The sequence below is a fragment of the Bradyrhizobium sp. I1.14.4 genome, assembly GCF_050435825.1.
Classification (GTDB): Bacteria; Pseudomonadota; Alphaproteobacteria; order Rhizobiales; family Xanthobacteraceae; genus Bradyrhizobium.
In genome coordinates, this window is the sequence record NZ_JBNDLA010000010.1 from 219,006 (window position 1) to 235,681 (window position 16,676).

Sequence of the window (16,676 nt, forward strand, 5' to 3'; positions counted from 1 at the left end):
ATCGCGTCGAACGGCGCCGTTGGCGCGTGCGGCGAGCATAGCTGCCGGCGAAGTCGCCGGGCCAATGACATTTCCCCTCACGACCTAGAAGATTCGGGCGGGCCGGAACGCGAACCATCGCGGCACGGCCCGGACGCCCTTGCGACCCGCGCGGGTTCAACCGGCCGCGCCAAGAATAGCAAAAATTTCTGGTCAGGGAGAACGCCTTTGGCGGAGCAGCACGGCAGCGCCACCGACAGTATTGTCGTGGTGCAGGCAAAGACCGGCGGGCCGCGGCAGGCCGCGGACGAGATCGCGCGCCAATTGGCGGCCGCTGATCTTGCCATGCTCGTGGTGTTCGTGTCGCCGTTCTATGACCCGCAACAGTTCATTGCCGAGCTGTCGACCCGGATGCCCGACGTGCCGATCTTTGGCTGCACCACGGCGGGAGAATTGTCGCCCGGCGGCTGGGATGAGGACAGCGTCGTCGCGATGGGCTTCAACGCTGCCGATTTCGTCATCGCGGCCCGGCCGCTGTTCGACCTCGCGACATTTCGGGTCGACCATGGCCGCTCGATCTGCACCGAATTGCAGAACGAATTCGCGCAGCAGACCGAGCATTGCGATCACACCGACGATTCCTTCGGGCTGCTCTTCATCGACGGCATGTGCCAACGCGAGGAGACCATCATGTCGGCGATCTACGCATCGCTCGGCGACATCCCGGTGGTCGGCGGCTCCGCGGGCGACGGCCTGCGCTTCGAGAAGTCCTGGGTCTTCCACGGCGGCGAGGCCCATACCGACGCGGCCGTCCTGATCCTGATCCGGACGCGGCTGCCGTTCCGCCTGTTCAAGTGCGATCATTTCGAGCCGACCTCGACCAAGATGGTTGTGACCGAGGCCGACATCGAACACCGCATCGTCAAGGAATTGAATGCAGAGCCGGCCGCGCTGGAATATTCCCGCGCCGTCGGCTTGAGCGACAGCAAACTCGAACTGTTCTCCTTCGCCGCGCATCCGGTCCTGGTGCGCGTCGGCGGTGCCTACTACGCGCGGTCGATCCAGCGCACGAACCCGGACGGGTCGCTGCAATTCTTCTGCGCGATCGACGAGGGCATGGTGCTGACGGTGGCGCGCGAGCGCGATCCGATCGACGTGACGAGCCGCCTGCTCAAGGAGCTGACCGAGGACCTCGGCGAGGTCTCGATGTTCATCGGCTTCGAATGCGTGCTGCGCCGGCTCGATGTCGAGCAGCGCCAGCTGTCGCGCGAGATGTCGGAGCTCTATCGGCGCAACAAAGTGATTGGCTTTCAGACCTATGGCGAGCAGTATCGCTCCATGCATGTCAACCAGACGCTGACCGGCATCGCCATCGGCAAGCGGGCTGTCGCGCCGCAATGACCGACACCAAGACCACGCGCATAGCGGCGCTCGAACGCGAAACCGAGAAGCTGCGCAAGATCAACGCGGCGCTGATGTCACGCGTCGAACGTTCCACCGATCAGCAGCTCAACGCCTTTTCTCTGTTCGAGACCGCGATCGCGCTTGATCAGCAGGTCCGCGACCGCACCCAGCAGCTCAAGCAGGCGCTGCAATCGCTGGAAAAGACCAACGGACGCCTGCTGCAGGCCAAGCAGCAGGCCGAGGCGGCAAGTTCGCTGAAATCATCGGTGCTGGTTTCGGTGACCCACGACCTGTTGCAGCCGCTCAATGCGGCGCGGCTGACACTGTCTGCGCTGACCGACATGGCTACCGAGTCCAAGAGCGGCGTGCTGACCGACCAGATCGACCGTTCGCTGGCGACGCTTGAGGACATGCTGCGGACGCTGCTCGACATCTCGAAGCTCGACGCCGGCGTGCTCAGGCCCGAGTTCGGTCCGGTCGCGGTCGCCTCGCTGTTCGAGCCGCTGGAGCAGGAATTCGCGGCGACAGCCGCCAAGCGCAACCTCGGCTTCCGGATCATGCCGTCGTCTGCGGTGGTTCGCTCCGATCCGCTGATGCTGCGCCGGATCCTGCAAAACCTGCTGGCCAATGCGCTGCGCTACACCCAGCGCGGCACCGTGCTGATGGGATGTCGCCTCAGGGGCGACGATATCTGCATCGAGGTGCACGACACCGGACCGGGCATCCCGGAAGCCCAACGCGAGGCGATCTTCGTCGAGTTTCAGCGCGGCGATGCCAGCGCCGGCGACAAGGCAGGCATCGGGCTCGGCCTTTCGATCGTGCGCCGGTTTGCCGACCTGCTCGGCCATAACATCAAGCTGAATTCGCGCGCCGGCAAGGGCTCGGTGTTCTCGGTCACCGTGCCCCGCACCTTCGACGCGGTTGCGATCCCGGTGCGCGAACAGGCCAGCGTCGACTATCGCTATGGCGGCATGGAGGGCGCCAAGATCCTGCTGATCGAGAACGATCTCTCGAGCGCCGAGGGTCTCGCCCATTTGCTGGAGAAATGGGGCTGCGACGTCGCCGTGACGATCTCCAAGACCGAGGCGCTCGAGCGCATCCACGCCCTGGACGGTATTCCCGACGCCATCATCGCCGACCTGCACCTCGACAATGGCGAGACCGGAATCCAGGCCGTCGACGTGATCCGCGGCGAAATCAACGCCAAGGTTCCGGCAATCATCGTCACCGCCGACTACTCGGCCAAGGCCGCCTCCGACGTATCGGCTTTCGGCCACGAACTATTGAAGAAGCCGATCAAGCCCGCCGAGATGCGCTCGCTGCTGTCGTTCCTGCTGGCGGCGGAGCAGTCGGGTGCGCGGCTATGACGAGGCGCCGTGCGAAGACGGCGAGGCCGTCACCGGCGCATGGTCGTGCTTGCCGAAATCGAGTTTCGACAGCGCGATGATGGCTTCGGTCCGGCTTCGCACCCCGAGCTTCCGCAGGATTTCGGAGACATGCACCTTCACTGTGGTGACCGAGATACCGAGCTCATAGGCGATGTGCTTGTTCTGCAGGCCGCGGCAGATCATGTCGAGTACGCGAAGCTGCTGCGCGGTGAACTGGCCGAGTTGTTGCACCAGTTCTCGCGTCTCGGCCTGACCTTTCCGCGCGGCGGCGGTATCACGGAAGCGCGTCGGCAGGCACACCGCGCCTTCAAGGATGCCGCGCAGCAGCCGCGCCAGTTCGACCTTCGGCGTCGACTTCGGGATGTAGCCGGAAATACCGAGCGAGATCGCGCCGCCGACGATCCGGGAATCGTCATGTGCCGACACGATCACGAGCGCGCTGCGCGGTGCCGCGGCACGCACCCGGTAGGCGCCAAGCAGGCCCGTGGTTCCGGGCATCGACAGATCGAGCAGGATCAAATCGAGGCCATCGCGCGCGGCGATCACATCCAGCGCGCCGTCGATCGACGTGGCCTGCAGCACTTCGGCATCGGGAAACTCAGCCCCGATCACGCCGATCAGGGCGGCACGAAACAGCGGGTGGTCCTCGACGATCAGCAGTCGAGGCGCACCCGCCTTGCCAAGCGGCGGCTCATCCGCCAGGGGCGCGGTCGTGGTCAATGCTGCGCCGTCCTCCCTCGGATCGCTGATGACAGCCATTGTGCGCACGACGTTATCTCAAAGCTGACCGGCAGCCTATAGGCAGCATAGTCAATGCGTGCGCCTCGCAGCGCAGCAAGCCTAGGGCGCCTTCTCCGCCTTCGCTCCCGCGCAGGCGTCAGGGACCGGAAGCGGAATTTTGCCGAGCTCGATGATCGCCTTGTTGCGGCTGAACAGCTTCAGCTTGCGCAGGATCTCGGTCACATGTGCCTTTACCGTGGATTCCGCGAGCTTGAGTTCCGAAGCGATCTCGCGATTTTGCAGGCCGCGGATGATCAGGTGAAGGACGCGGATTTGCTGCGGCGTCAGCTTCTGGATCCTCTCGCGCAGCGTCCGCGCGGTCTCGGAATGATCCAGCGCGCCCACCGCGACGAAATCCCGCGGCGCCGAGACCGACCCGCTCAGCACGCGCGCGATCGCCTGCGAGAGTTCGCCGACCGACGTCGACTTCGGCAGATAGCCGACTGCGCCCATTTCCAGCGCCTCGCGGATCGTGTGCTTGTCCTCCTCGCTTGAGACGATGGCAATCGGCAGTCGCGGGTAGCGATCCCTGATCTTCTGGAAGCCGGAGAACCCGACGACGTCGGGCAGCAGCAGATCGAGCAGCGCCAGATCGATATTCGGCTTGCTGGCAAGGATGCCGAGCGCCCCCTTGATCGAGGTGGCCTCATAGATTCGGGCATCGGGATGCGAGATGCGGATGGCATTGCCAAGCGCCTCGCCAAACAGGGGGTGATCGTCGATGATCAGGAACCCCATCATGAGGACCCTCGCACTGCTCGAGTCGTTTCCGTTCCGATTGAATCGGAACGGGGCTCTCGATTCAAGTTCTGACGCGTTTTCTTCACGCGAACCGGTATCCACTTCGCTCGAAAACGTCCCCATTGCCGATCGCAGCGGCTAGTTCGACCCGCCGCTATCCTGCACGCTCCGCAGATAGGCATATACGTTTCTGAGCTCGTCGTCGCTGAAGACGTCCTTCCAGGCCGGCATGCCCTTTGCTGGGCGCCCGTCATGCACCGTCTTCCAGAATGTCGATTCCATGTCGTCAGCATAGCGCTTCTTCAGCAGCCTGAGATCGATCTTTCGCTCGGCCTGCACCGCGTCAGGACCGTGGCAATGGGCGCAGGTGCCGTTGAACACCCCCCGCCCCGCCGTGGCATCCCCTTTGGCATCCCCGCCGGCGGCCGCGGCGGTCTGAACCGGCTTCTCGGCCGTGGCCGCCTGCCCGACCTTGACGGGCTCGCTTGCGCCGACCGACGACGTCGTCGCCCGGTCCGCCTCGCCGAACTTCACCGGGGCGCCGTTCGGCACGCCGTATTTGGCAAACAGGGCGGCAATATCCGTCTGCAGCGACGGCAGCACGCCGTCGACTTCATCGCGCAGTGCACCAGACGCCTTGGCGAAGCCGATCGCGGTCGCCCAGAGCAGGCCGTCGCCTTCGGTCGATACGATCTGATACTTGCCGCCGTAGTTGGTCTTGTTGAGCCAACCCGCCACCGGCGCCCAGATGAAGGCGATGTCGACCTTGCCCTGTTCGAGGGCCGCCATGCCCTCCTCCGGGCTGAGCACGGTGACCTTCTGGATGCCGTCACGCAGCGCCAGCAGGTTCTGCGGCGTCGACTGATACTGCACCGCAACCCGCAATCCCGTGAGGTCGTCGATACCGGCGAGCTTGCGATCCTTGGCGCCAACCAGTGCATAGCCTTCATGGGCGATCGGCTTCGAGAAGACCACCGCCGGGCCCATGAAATCGTCGATCAGAGGCAGGCCGACCATGGCGTCGCACTGCTTGCTCAGCAGCGTCTCCCGCACGGTGCGCTTGCCGAAATAGGACTTGTACCAATTGGTGCTCACCGTGCGGCCGAGCTTTTGCGCGACCGCCTGGCCGATCTCGAGATAGAGGCCGGGCTTGCCCGGTTCGTCACTCGAGAACGGCAGATTGGTTGGATCGGCACAGAGCCGCAGCGGCGGCCTGGCGTCCTCCGCGCCGGCCGACAGGGCCGGCGCGAGCAGCGTAGCGGAGAGCAGCACGGTCCGGATCGCCTTTCCCAACTGCACGCTGCAAGCAGAGCCGGGCACGTCATTCGACTTGATGCAGGACACGGACAATGCTGCCTCCTTGCGACGGTGGTTACTGCAGGGCGAACACGAACAGCGAGCCGCCTTCGGGCGCCGCGGCGACCATCTTCTTGCCGATGTCACCGAGGAAGGCCGGCAGCGCCGCGGTGCGCCCGACCACGATCGCGACATACTGCTTGCCGTCGACCGAATAGGTCACCGGACCAGCGCCGATGCCGCTGCCGAGGTTCTTGCTCCACAGCACCTTGCCGTTCCTGGCATCGATGGCGCGGAAGTCGCCGTGCAGATTGCCGGAGAACACGAGGTTGCCGCCGGTCGTCAGCGTGCCGCCGTTGAAGGGCAGGTCTTCCTTGATGCTCCATACCTTCTTGTTGGCGATCGGATCCCAGGCCACGAGTTCGCCGAGGAAGCCGCCGGGACCCGGCTTGGTCGGGAATTCGGCGCCGAGATAGAACACACCGCGCTTGTAGTTCACGTCGCTGACCGACCAGTCCATGCAGACATTGTTGCTCGGGATGTAGACGAGGCCGGTCTGCGGGTTGAACGACATCGGCTGCCAGTTCTTGCCGCCGATCAGGTTCGGGCAGATGTCCTTGGCGGGATGGCCGGGGCCCGGACGCTTGTCCGGATCCTCTTCCGCCCGCATCGTGTTGACGTCCCACTTCTTGGCCCAGTTGGCGAAGACATACTTCTCGGCCGAGATCACCTTGCCGGTTTCGCGGTTGGCCACGAAGAAGAAGCCGTTGCGGTCCGCCTTCATCAGGACGGGGATCTCGGCGCCCTTGATCTTCAGGTCGGCGAGCAGGAGCTCGTTGACGCCGTCATAATCCCAGGCGTCGGCCGGCGTGCCCTGGATGTGCCACTTGATCTTGCCGGTGTTGGGATCGATCGCGAGCGTCGAGGCCGTGTAGAGGTTGGTCAGCTTGCCGAAATTGCCGTCGCCGGTCGACCTGACCGCGGTATTCCACGGTCCCGGATTGCTGGTACCCCAATAGACCGTGTCGGACTTGGCGTCGTAGGATCCGACCAGCCAGGCGGCGCCGCCGCCATGCAATCCGGTGTCGCCCTTCCAGGTGTCGCTGCCGGGTTCGCCGGGCGCCGGTACCGTGTAGGTCTGCCAGAGCAGCTTGCCATCCTTGAGCGAGAACGCCTGCAATGAGCCGCGGACGCCGTATTCGCCGCCGCCGAAGCCGGTGATCACCTTGTCGCGGACGATCAGCGGCGGCGAAGTGATGACCGAGCCCTGCTTGTAGTCGACGACCGTCGAGGTCCAGAGCTCCTTGCCGGTCTCGGCGTCGAGCGCGGTCAGCTTGCCGTCGAGCCGGCCGACGAAGATCTTGCCGTCGGCGTAGGACACGCCGCGGCTGTTGACGTCGCAGCAGGCATATTGCAGCACGTCGTCCGGAATATCCGGCTGCCAGGTCCATTTGCGCGCGCCGGTCGCGGCATCGACCGCATAGACGTATTTGGGACCCCACGACGTCGACACATACAGCGTCTTGCCGATTACCACCGGCGAGGACTCGTTGGAGCGCAGCGAGGCCAGTGACAGCGAATACACCAGCTGCAGCTTGCCGGCATTCTCGGAATTGATCTGCTTCAAGGGGCTGAAGCGCGTATTGCCGTAGTCGTGGCCGGCGATTGCCCATCCGTTCGGATCCGACGCCGCCTTCACGACGGAGTCATTCGCCTTCGACGCACCAATACTTGCCATCGCCATGGCGACCAGCGACACGCCGGCAAAGAAAATCCCGCTCCTCAGCTTCATTGGCTTCCTCCAATATGGTTTCGTTGCCGCGATGGATGCATCGCGCGCGCAGATCGATACCCAATTTCATGAACCAGCGATCTTCCGTCGCCGCGTCGGCGATGAAGATGACAGCAACGCTTTTGCGTCGTTATAGGCGGAAGGTAGTAGCAACCGCGGCGACGATTTTTGCGCGCCGCAGGCACCATTGGCCTGCCGAAAAGTCCCTTAATTTCATCGCGCCGGAGCACGCCGCCGGCAGCTTGCAAATTGCCCATTGAACGGCTGCCTGCTAGGATCGCAGGCACTGCCCGGCGCCTTCGTGACAGGGCCGCGACTACGACTTTGATCGCGGTTACGCCCCAAATGAAGCGTGCTCTACTGGGCCCATAACAAAGCTATTGGGAGAAACGCGTGTCTACAGTCAAACTGACGGTAAACGGCAAGGCGGTCTCGGTCGACGTTGAGGACCGAACCCTCCTCGTGCATCTCTTGCGCGAAAACCTGAACCTGACCGGCACCCATGTCGGCTGCGATACCAGCCAGTGCGGCGCCTGCGTCGTCCATGTCGATGGACGGGCGGTCAAATCCTGCACCATGCTGGCCGGCCAGGCCGCTGGCTCTAATGTCACCACGATCGAAGGCCTCGCCAAGGGCGACGAGCTACACCCGATGCAGGCGGCGTTCCGCGACAATCACGGCCTGCAGTGCGGCTATTGCACCCCCGGCATGATCATGTCCGCGGTCGACATCGTTCACCGGCATCATTCTCAAGGATCTGGCGGCAAGCTCGACGAGGAAACGGTTCGTCACGAGCTCGAAGGCAACATCTGCCGCTGCACCGGCTACCACAACATCGTCAAGGCGGTGCTCGACGCAGCCGGCCGCATGAAGGTTGCGCAGGCCGCCGAATAGCAGCCGACGCACAAGACGGCATCAGAAAATTCATCACCGCCGGTTTCGATGGAGACGGCGGAAATCGAAATCTCCGGTCGGGAGGACCAGGCTATGGGCGTTGAAGGCATTGGCGCAAGCGTCGTGCGCAAGGAAGATCGCCGCTTCATTACAGGACAGGGACGTTACGTCGACGACGTCAAAATGGTCGGCATGACCTATGCTCATTTCATTCGCAGCCCGCATGCACATGCAAAGGTCAAGGGCATTGATTCAGCCGATGCCATGAAGATGCCCGGCGTGATCGCGGTGCTGACCGGACAGCAGATCGTCGACGACAAGGTCGGCAATCTGATCTGCGGCTGGGCCATCACTTCGAAGGACGGCTCGCCGATGAAAATGGGCGCGTGGCCGGCGATGGCGCCGGAGACCGTACGCTTTGTCGGACAGGCAGTCGCGGTCGTGATCGCCGAGACCAAGAACCAGGCCAAGGACGCCGCCGAGGCGGTCGTCGTCAATTACGAAGAGCTTCCCGCGGCGGCCGACATCAAGGCGGCTATCAAGCCGGGCGCGCCGCAGCTTCACCCCGAGGCTCCCGGCAACGTGGTGTACGACTGGCATATCGGCGACGAAGCCGCGGTCAAGGACGCATTCAGCAAGGCGGCCAATGTGGTGACGCTCGAGCTCACCAACAACCGCCTGGTGCCGAATGCGATGGAGCCGCGCGCGGCGATCGCGCATTACGACCAGGCCGAAGAGCACTACACGCTCTACACGACGTCGCAGAACCCGCACGTCGCCCGCCTCGTGCTGTCGGCGTTCTACAACATCGCGCCGGAGAACAAGCTGCGCGTGATTGCGCCCGACGTCGGCGGCGGCTTCGGCTCCAAGATCTACATCTACCCCGAAGAAATGGTGGCGCTGTGGGCCTCGAAGAAGGTCAACCGCCCGGTGAAGTGGACCGGCGACCGCTCCGAAGCCTTCCTCACCGATGCGCACGGCCGCGACCATGTCTCGAAGGCGGAGATGGCGTTCGACAAGGACAACAAGATCCTTGGGCTGCGGGTGAAGACCCATGCCAATTTCGGCGCCTATATGTCGCTGTTCTCCTCGGCGGTCCCGACCTATCTCTATGCGACGCTGCTGTCGGGCCAGTATGTGATCCCGGCGATCTACGCGGAGGTGATGGGCGTCTACACCAACACCACGCCGGTCGATGCCTATCGCGGCGCCGGCCGCCCCGAGGCGAGCTATCTGATCGAGCGCATGATGGAGACCGCGGCACGGCAACTGAAGGTCGATCCGGCCGAGTTGCGCAAGAAGAACTTCATCACCCAGTTCCCGTATCAGACGCCTGTGATCATGGCGTATGACATCGGCGACTTTAACGCCTCGATCGAGGCCGCAATGAAGGCGATCGACTATGCCGGCTTCCCGGCCCGCAAGGCCAATGCCAAGGCGGACGGCAAGCTGCGCGGTATCGGCCTCTCCTGCTACATCGAGGCCTGCGGTATCGCACCGTCAAAGGCGGTCGGCAGTCTGGGCGCCGGCGTCGGTCTTTGGGAGTCCGCGGAGATTCGGGTCAATCCGGTCGGCACTATCGAAGTGCTTACCGGCTCGCACAGCCACGGTCAGGGTCACGAGACGACGTTCTGCCAGATCATCGCGGAGCGCCTCGGCGTGCCGCTCAGCCAGGTTTCGATCGTCCATGGCGACACCGACAAGGTGCAATTCGGCATGGGTACCTATGGCTCGCGCTCGCTCGCGGTCGGCGGTACGGCGATCGTGAAGGCGATGGAGAAGGTGGAGGCCAAGGCCAAGAAGATCGCGGCGCACGCGCTCGAGGCGTCCGAGAGCGACATCGTGATCGAGAACGGCGAGTTCAAGGTCACCGGCACCGACAAGTCGATCGCACTGCCGATGGTCGCGCTCGCCGCCTACACCGCGCACAATTTGCCCGATGGCATGGAGCCCGGCCTGAAGGAGACGGCGTTCTACGACCCGACCAACTTCACCTTCCCGGCGGGCGCCTATATCTGCGAGCTCGAGGTCGATCCGGCCACCGGCAAGACCTCCTTCGTCAACTTCGTGGCCGCCGACGACTTCGGCCGGCTGATCAACCCGATGATTGTCGAGGGTCAGGTCCACGGCGGCCTCGCGCAGGGCATTGGCCAGGCGCTGCTGGAAGGCGCGGTCTATGACGAAACCGGTCAGCTCGTAACCGCGTCGTTCATGGATTACACCATGCCGCGCGCCGACGACCTGCCGTCGTTCCAGCTCTCCCACACCACGACGCTGTGTCCGGGCAACCCGCTCGGCGTCAAGGGCTGCGGCGAAGCCGGCGCGATCGGCGCCTCGGCTGCCGTGATCAACGCGATCACGGACGCCATCGGCAACAACAAGCTGGAAATGCCGGCGACGCCCGATCGCGTCTGGCACGCCATTCACGGTTGAGGGAGGAAGAGTCATGTACGAGACAAATTATCACCGCGCTTCCTCGGTCGCCGACGCCGCAGCCACGTTTGCCAAGGGCCGGGATGCAAAATTTCTCGCCGGCGGACAAACCCTGCTTCCTGTGATGAAGCAGCGTCTCGCTGCACCTTCCGATGTGATCGACCTTTCCAAGGTGCAGGAGATGATCGGCATCGAGGTTTCAGGCGACACCGTCACCATCAAGGCAGCGACGCCGCATTACGATGTGGCGCAAAGCGATGCGGTCAGGAAGGCGATCCCCGCGCTCGCCAATCTGGCGTCGATGATCGGCGACCCCGCCGTGCGCTATCGCGGCACGATCGGCGGCTCGCTCGCCAACAATGACCCGGCGGCGGACTATCCGGCGGCGGTGCTGGCGCTCGGCGCGACGGTCAAGACCAACAAGCGGTCGATCGCGGCGGACGATTTCTTCAAGGGCCTGTTCACGACGGCGCTTGAGGATGGCGAGATCATCACGGCCGTCTTGTTCCCGATACCGGCGAAGGCGGGCTACGCGAAGTTTCCGAACCCAGCCTCGCGTTTCGCGCTGACCGGCGTGTTCGTCGCCAAGACCAAGGCCGGCGACGTCCGTGCCGCGGCAACCGGCGCGTCGCAAAGCGGCGTTGTGCGGGTACCGGCGGTCGAGCAGGCGCTGAAGGCAAACTGGACGGCCTCGGCGCTCGATAACGTCACGATTCCGGCCTCCGGCCTGCTCGCCGATATCCACGGCTCGGCGGACTACCGCGCCAACCTGGTGAAGGTGATGGGACAGCGGGCGGTGACCGCGGCCGGCTGATAGCGTCTAAACACAAGTCGAGGGGCGGCGCGCAGCGATGCGCGCCGTTCGCGTTTTACCGGCGCTTAAAGGCAAAAGACGCTTGCCACATCGTGCGTTAGGCGAGACAATTTAGCTAATCAGCTAATTAAAAATACCGTCCCAACGGACGGCTGGGAGAACGCATGAAGTTCGGCACCAAGCCAGCCGCAACGCCTCAGCCTTAACGCCCCACAACCAACGGAATAGCAACGTGCTCGATAAATCTGCCTCCCAGACCGCCGCCCGCACCTCGGGCCCGCTCGCCGGCTTCCGCATCGTCGAATTCGCCGGCATCGGTCCCGGCCCGTTCGCCTGCATGCTGCTCGCGGACATGGGCGCCGAGGTCATCACCCTCGACCGGATCGGCGCGGGCAAGAATCTGAAGGCGGTGGCGACCCGTGGCCGCAAGGTCATCGAGCTCGACCTCAAGAACAAGGCGGCTATCGTCGAAGTGCTCGACCTGCTCAGCCATGCCGACGCGCTGATCGAGGGCTTTCGTCCCGGCGTGATGGAGCGCCTCGGTCTCGGCCCCGAAATCGTGCTCGCGCGCAACCCGAAGCTGGTCTTTGGCCGCATGACCGGCTGGGGCCAGGAAGGCCCGCTCGCCAACGCCGCCGGCCACGACATCAACTATATCTCCATCACCGGTGCGCTGGCAGCGATCGGCACCAAAGAGAAGCCGGTGCCGCCGCTCAATCTGGTCGGCGATTTCGGCGGCGGCGCGCTCTATCTCGTGGTCGGCGTGCTCGCCGCGCTTTTGGAAGCACAGAAATCCGGCAAGGGCCAGGTGGTCGATACCGCGATGTGCGATGGCGCGGCCTCGCTGATGTCGATGTTCTACGACATGCGCGCGCAGGGCCGCTGGAGCGGCGGCCGCGACCAGAATTTCCTGGACGGCGGCGCGCACTTCTACGGCGTCTACGAATGCTCCTGCGGCAACTTCATCTCGATCGGCTCGATCGAGCCGCAGTTCTACGCGCTGCTGCGCAAGCATGCAGACCTGACCGATGCCGACTTCGACGCGCAGATGGATCGCAAGGCTTGGCCGGCGCTGAAGGAGAAGCTGACCAAGGTGTTCAAGAGCAAGTCGCGCGCGGACTGGTGCACAATCATGGAAGGCACCGACATCTGTTTCGCGCCGATCCTGACCATGGAGGAAGCGCCTGATCATCCGCATATGGCGGCCCGCCAGGTGTTCGTCGAACGTCACGGCGTCACCCAGCCCGCCCCCGCGCCGCGGTTCTCACGCACGCCGTCAGCGATTCGCGAGCCGGAATTGGCTGCTATCGGCGATGTGACCAGCGCGTGGAAAGCAGGGAAATAGCTTCCTCCGCCGTCATCGCGAGGAGCCAACGGGTCGCGCGAACGCGCGCCCGATGACAGGCTCCGCGACGAAGCAATCCATGTCTCCGCGAGCGGCGAGATGGATTGCTTCGCTTCGCTCGCAATGACGACGTAATGCGGCGCGGTTACCACTCATCCGTTAGGCCGCGTGATCGACCTTCAGCACGCCGCGGCGGATCTGGTCTTCCTCGATCGACTCGAACAGCGCCTTGAAGTTGCCTTCGCCGAACCCATCGTCGCCCTTGCGCTGGATGAACTCGAAGAAGATCGGCCCGATCGCGTTCGCTGAAAAAATCTGCAGCAGCACCTTGGTCTGGCCGCCCTCGACCACGCCCTCGCCGTCGATCAGGATGCCGTTGGTCTTAAGCCGCGCGACGTCCTCGCCATGCTTGGGCAGGCGGGCGTCGATCCGCTCGAAATAGGTGTCGGGCGGCGACGGCATGAACGGCAGGCCGGCCGCGCGCAGCGTCTCGACCGTCGCATGGATGTCGCGCGCGCCGCAGGCGATGTGCTGGATGCCCTCGCCGTGATAGGTGTTGAGATATTCCTCGATCTGCCCGGAATCGCCGGCGTCCTCGTTGATCGGGATCCGGATCTTGCCGTCCGGGCTGGTCAGCGCGCGCGAGAACAGGCCGGACGCGCGGCCCTCGATGTCGAAGAAGCGGATCTGGCGGAAGTTGAACAGCTTGGCATAGAAGCCGGTCCAGACATCCATGCGGCCGCGATGGACGTTGTGGGTGAGGTGATCGACATAGTAGAGCCCCGCGCCCTCGGGACGCGGGTTGGCGGCACCGAGCCACTCGAACTCGGCATCATAGGCCGAGCCCTTGGCGCCGTAGCGATCGACGAAATAAAGCAGGCTGCCGCCGATGCCCTTGATCGCGGGCACATCCAGCGTCTTCTCCGCGGACGACACGTCCGCCGGTTCCGCACCGAGCGCGATCGCGCGCTCATAGGCCTGCTTCGCATCGACCACCCGAAACGCCATCGACGGCGCGCAGGGGCCGTGCGCGGCGACGAAGTTGAAGCCGTGGGTATCCGGCTCCTCGTTGACGAGATAGTTGACGTCGCCCTGGCGATAGACCGTGATTGTCTTGGTCCTGTGGCGGGCAACCGCGACGAAGCCCATCAGCTTGAACAGGGCGTGCAGCTCAGCCGGATTGGGGTGGGCATATTCGACGAACTCGAAGCCGTCGGTGCCCATCGGGTTGTCGGCGCTGATTTCGGCCGGCGGCGCATCGTGCGGAAACGGACCCATGACGGTAACTCCCTGATTTGTCTGGCGGTCAGTTTCCGTCACTTGCTGCGCAACGTGCGTGCATAGTGATCCTTATTTTGCTAGTATCGCGCACGATATGTGCATGAAACGGATATTTTACGCATGCCCGCAGTCGACGCCTTCGACCTCAAAATGCTCGCCGCCCTGCAGGATGACGGCCGGCTGACCAACCAGCAACTGGCCGATCTGGTCGGGCTCTCCGCCTCGCAATGCTCGCGGCGGCGGATGCGGTTGGAGGAGGAGAAGGTGATCGCCGGCTACCACGCCGACCTCGCCGGCGAGGCGCTCGGCTTCGGCCTGATCGCGTTCATCCACATCACGCTGGCGACCCATTCGCCCGACAACGCCAAGCGGTTTCGCGAGCTGGTCAACCGCGTCGACGACATCCAGGAGGCCTATGCGCTGACGGGCGATGCCGATTACGTGCTCAAGGTGATGCTGCGCGACCTCAAGAGCCTGTCCGATATCGTCAACAACGTGCTGATGCCGCACCAGAGCGTCGCCCATGTGCGCTCCTCGATCGTGCTTGACCGCCTGAAGGAGAGCGCGAAACTGCCCTTGAAGGCCTTGCAAGGGTAGCCTCATTACTTTGACGCGTTTTCTTCACGCGAACCGGCCCCACTTCGCTCGAAAACGCTCTGCTATGGCTCAAATTGAGGGAAATCCGTCATTCGCTTTCCCGGTCCGATTTGCGATCATTCCTCCAACATTGGGCAAGAGAGACGACCATGGCGCTGCAGCTGCGACCGAATTGCGAATATTGCGACAAGGACCTGCCACCGAGCGCTGTGGACGCGCGGATCTGCTCCTATGAATGCACGTTCTGTGCGGATTGCGCGGAGACCAAGCTTGGCAATGTCTGTCCGAACTGCGGCGGCGGCTTCGCGCCGCGGCCGATCCGCCCCGCCAAGCCGTGGCGGCCGGGTGTCTGCACCGTGAACCAGCCGCCGTCGGACAAGCGGGTCCATCTGAAATACAGCCTCGATGATGTCGCCGCGAATACGGCGCGGTTGAGGGATATCAGGCCGGAGGAGCGATGAACCTCCTCTCGTCATTGCGAGCGGAGCGAAGCAATCTATCCTTCCGCGCACGATGAGAGATGGATTGCTTCGTCGCTTCGCTCCTCGCAATGACGGAGAACAACCTACTCCGCCGCGACGATCGTGCCTTCGACCTCGCCGAAGCCGACGCGATAGCCGTCGCCCTGGCACCAGCCGCGCATCACCAGCGAATCGCCGTCCTCGAGGAACGAGCGCATCACGCCGCTGGCAAGCTCGATCGGCTCGGTGCCGTTCCAGCTGATCTCGAGCAAGCTGCCCCGCTGGTGCTTTTCGGGACCGGAGATCGTGCCGGACCCCAGCAGATCACCGACATTCATCGCGCAACCGCTGGAGGCGTGGTGCGCGAGCTGCTGCACCGACGACCAGTACATGTATTTGAAGTTGGTGCTGCAGATCGTCCTGGCCTCGTTCATCGCACCGGCGCGCAGCGCGACGTCGAGCTGCATGTCGTAATTGTTCGGCCGGGTCTGCTTGAGGTAGGCCAGCGGCTCGGGCTGCTGCGCCGGGCCCTGCATGCGGAACGGCTCCAGCGCCTCGCGCGTCACCACCCACGGGCTGATCGAGGTCGCGAATGCCTTGGCCTGGAATGGGCCGAGCGGCACATACTCCCATTGCTGGATGTCGCGCGCGCTCCAGTCGTTGAGGATGACGAAGCCGAAGATCATCTCTTCGGCCTGCTTCTCGGTGAGCATCTCGCCCATCGGCGATGGCTGCCCGACCACCACGCCCATCTCCAGCTCGAAATCGAGCCGCTTGCAGGCGCCGAAGCTCGGCACCTCAGCGGTCGGCGGCTTCAGCTGGCCGCGCGGGCGCCGCACCTTGGTGCCTGACACCACCACCGTCGAGGCGCGGCCGTTGTAGCCGATCGGCATGTGCAGCCAGTTCGGCTGCAGCGCATTGTCCGTGCCGCGGAACATGACGCCGACATTGGTGGCGTGCTCCTTCGACGAATAGAAGTCGGTGTAGCCCGAGACGGCGAACGGCATGTGCAGCCTGACGTCGGCCATCGGCACCAGCGCCCGCGCCCGCAACTCCCTGTTGTCGCGCAGCTCCGGATGATCGGAGCGCAACAGCTCGTTGATCCGCGCCCGCGTCGCCGACCACACCTTGGGCCCGAGCGCCATGAAGGCGTTGAGCGAGGGCTGCGAGAACACGCCGAGCGGCCCGACGTCGAGCCGGGAATCCTGCTCGAGCTCCCAGAGGTCGAGCACGTAGTCACCGATCGCGACGCCGACGCGCGGCGCGAGGCCGTCTTTCGACGAGAACACGCCGTAGGGCAGGTTCTGGATCGGGAAGTCGGAGGTCGGTGCGACGTCGATGAACGAGCGGAGCTTTGGGTCGTTGGGGTGGGGCAAGATGCTTCTCCAGTGACTAACTCGTCACCGCCGGGCTAGACCCGGCGATCCATCGCTCCTTGAAAAGATGGATGGCCGGGTCAAGCCCGGCCATG

At 64.1% G+C, this 16,676-nt stretch carries 15 protein-coding genes; 9 read left to right on the plus strand and 6 right to left on the minus strand.

Going from position 1 to position 16,676, the window contains the following annotated elements; genetic code table 11:
• The first annotated feature begins 207 nt into the window (after nt 1–207).
• Together ABIB78_RS21840 and ABIB78_RS21845 are read left to right on the plus strand one after the other, a co-directional pair.
• The gene (locus ABIB78_RS21840; protein ID WP_429028400.1) at nt 208–1,380 is read left to right on the plus strand and encodes an FIST N-terminal domain-containing protein; all 1,173 of its coding nucleotides are present in this window, start codon (nt 208–210) and stop codon (nt 1,378–1,380) included.
• Entirely contained in the window at nt 1,377–2,750 is a 1,374-nt protein-coding gene (locus tag ABIB78_RS21845) for an ATP-binding response regulator (RefSeq protein ID WP_429028403.1), read from the plus strand. The genes ABIB78_RS21840 and ABIB78_RS21845 overlap by 4 nt, the downstream gene beginning before the upstream one ends.
• On the opposite strand, the gene ABIB78_RS21850 is transcribed toward ABIB78_RS21845, so the two are convergent.
• The 4 genes from ABIB78_RS21850 to ABIB78_RS21865 all read right to left on the minus strand — a co-directional run bounded on the left by ABIB78_RS21850 (nt 2,745) and on the right by ABIB78_RS21865 (nt 7,380).
• Nucleotides 2,745–3,530, minus strand: coding sequence for a LuxR C-terminal-related transcriptional regulator (locus ABIB78_RS21850; protein ID WP_429028405.1), 786 nt, complete (start codon nt 3,528–3,530; stop codon nt 2,745–2,747). The two genes, ABIB78_RS21845 and ABIB78_RS21850, sit on opposite strands and share 6 nt — an antisense overlap.
• 81 nt (nt 3,531–3,611) lie before the next feature.
• Nucleotides 3,612–4,292 carry a response regulator gene (locus tag ABIB78_RS21855; protein WP_429028408.1) on the minus strand — a complete coding sequence of 227 codons (681 nt, stop codon included), beginning with the start codon at nt 4,290–4,292 and terminating at the stop codon, nt 3,612–3,614.
• A 138-nt stretch (nt 4,293–4,430) separates the two neighbouring features.
• Nucleotides 4,431–5,636 carry a c-type cytochrome gene (locus ABIB78_RS21860; RefSeq protein WP_429028540.1) on the minus strand — a complete coding sequence of 402 codons (1,206 nt, stop codon included), beginning with the start codon at nt 5,634–5,636 and terminating at the stop codon, nt 4,431–4,433.
• 28 nt (nt 5,637–5,664) lie between these two features.
• Nucleotides 5,665–7,380, minus strand: a complete 1,716-nt coding sequence (locus ABIB78_RS21865) for a PQQ-dependent methanol/ethanol family dehydrogenase (protein WP_429028410.1) — start codon at nt 7,378–7,380, stop codon at nt 5,665–5,667.
• A 68-nt stretch (nt 7,381–7,448) separates the two neighbouring features.
• Between ABIB78_RS21865 and ABIB78_RS21870 the strand changes: the two genes are divergently transcribed.
• The 5 genes from ABIB78_RS21870 to ABIB78_RS21890 all read left to right on the plus strand — a co-directional run bounded on the left by ABIB78_RS21870 (nt 7,449) and on the right by ABIB78_RS21890 (nt 12,866).
• Complete coding sequence (locus tag ABIB78_RS21870) at nt 7,449–7,640, plus strand: hypothetical protein (RefSeq protein ID WP_429028412.1); 192 nt, start codon at nt 7,449–7,451, stop codon at nt 7,638–7,640.
• Between the two features lie 133 nt (nt 7,641–7,773).
• Nucleotides 7,774–8,274 (plus strand): 2Fe-2S iron-sulfur cluster-binding protein, encoded by a 501-nt coding sequence (locus tag ABIB78_RS21875; protein WP_163159693.1) that lies wholly within the window; start codon nt 7,774–7,776, stop codon nt 8,272–8,274.
• Between the two features lie 93 nt (nt 8,275–8,367).
• Nucleotides 8,368–10,707 (plus strand): xanthine dehydrogenase family protein molybdopterin-binding subunit, encoded by a 2,340-nt coding sequence (locus tag ABIB78_RS21880; RefSeq protein ID WP_429028413.1) that lies wholly within the window; start codon nt 8,368–8,370, stop codon nt 10,705–10,707.
• Between the two features lie 13 nt (nt 10,708–10,720).
• Nucleotides 10,721–11,521 (plus strand): FAD binding domain-containing protein, encoded by an 801-nt coding sequence (locus ABIB78_RS21885; RefSeq protein ID WP_429028415.1) that lies wholly within the window; start codon nt 10,721–10,723, stop codon nt 11,519–11,521.
• 232 nt (nt 11,522–11,753) lie between these two features.
• On the plus strand, nt 11,754–12,866 hold the full coding sequence (locus ABIB78_RS21890; protein ID WP_429028417.1) for a CaiB/BaiF CoA transferase family protein: 1,113 nt from the start codon (nt 11,754–11,756) through the stop codon (nt 12,864–12,866).
• Nucleotides 12,867–13,025: 159 nt separating this feature from the next.
• Here ABIB78_RS21890 and hppD read toward each other — a convergent pair whose 3' ends face one another.
• Nucleotides 13,026–14,144, minus strand: a complete 1,119-nt coding sequence (gene hppD / locus ABIB78_RS21895; protein ID WP_429028418.1) for a 4-hydroxyphenylpyruvate dioxygenase — start codon at nt 14,142–14,144, stop codon at nt 13,026–13,028.
• Nucleotides 14,145–14,267: 123 nt separating this feature from the next.
• Here hppD and ABIB78_RS21900 point away from each other — a divergent pair, with 123 nt between their 5' ends.
• Nucleotides 14,268–14,744, plus strand: a complete 477-nt coding sequence (locus ABIB78_RS21900; protein ID WP_429028420.1) for an Lrp/AsnC family transcriptional regulator — start codon at nt 14,268–14,270, stop codon at nt 14,742–14,744.
• Between the two features lie 149 nt (nt 14,745–14,893).
• Nucleotides 14,894–15,205 (plus strand): DUF1272 domain-containing protein, encoded by a 312-nt coding sequence (locus ABIB78_RS21905; protein ID WP_429028422.1) that lies wholly within the window; start codon nt 14,894–14,896, stop codon nt 15,203–15,205.
• Between the two features lie 104 nt (nt 15,206–15,309).
• Here ABIB78_RS21905 and fahA read toward each other — a convergent pair whose 3' ends face one another.
• Nucleotides 15,310–16,581 (minus strand): fumarylacetoacetase, encoded by a 1,272-nt coding sequence (gene fahA, locus ABIB78_RS21910; RefSeq protein WP_429028423.1) that lies wholly within the window; start codon nt 16,579–16,581, stop codon nt 15,310–15,312.
• Between the last annotated feature and the right edge of the window lie 95 nt (nt 16,582–16,676).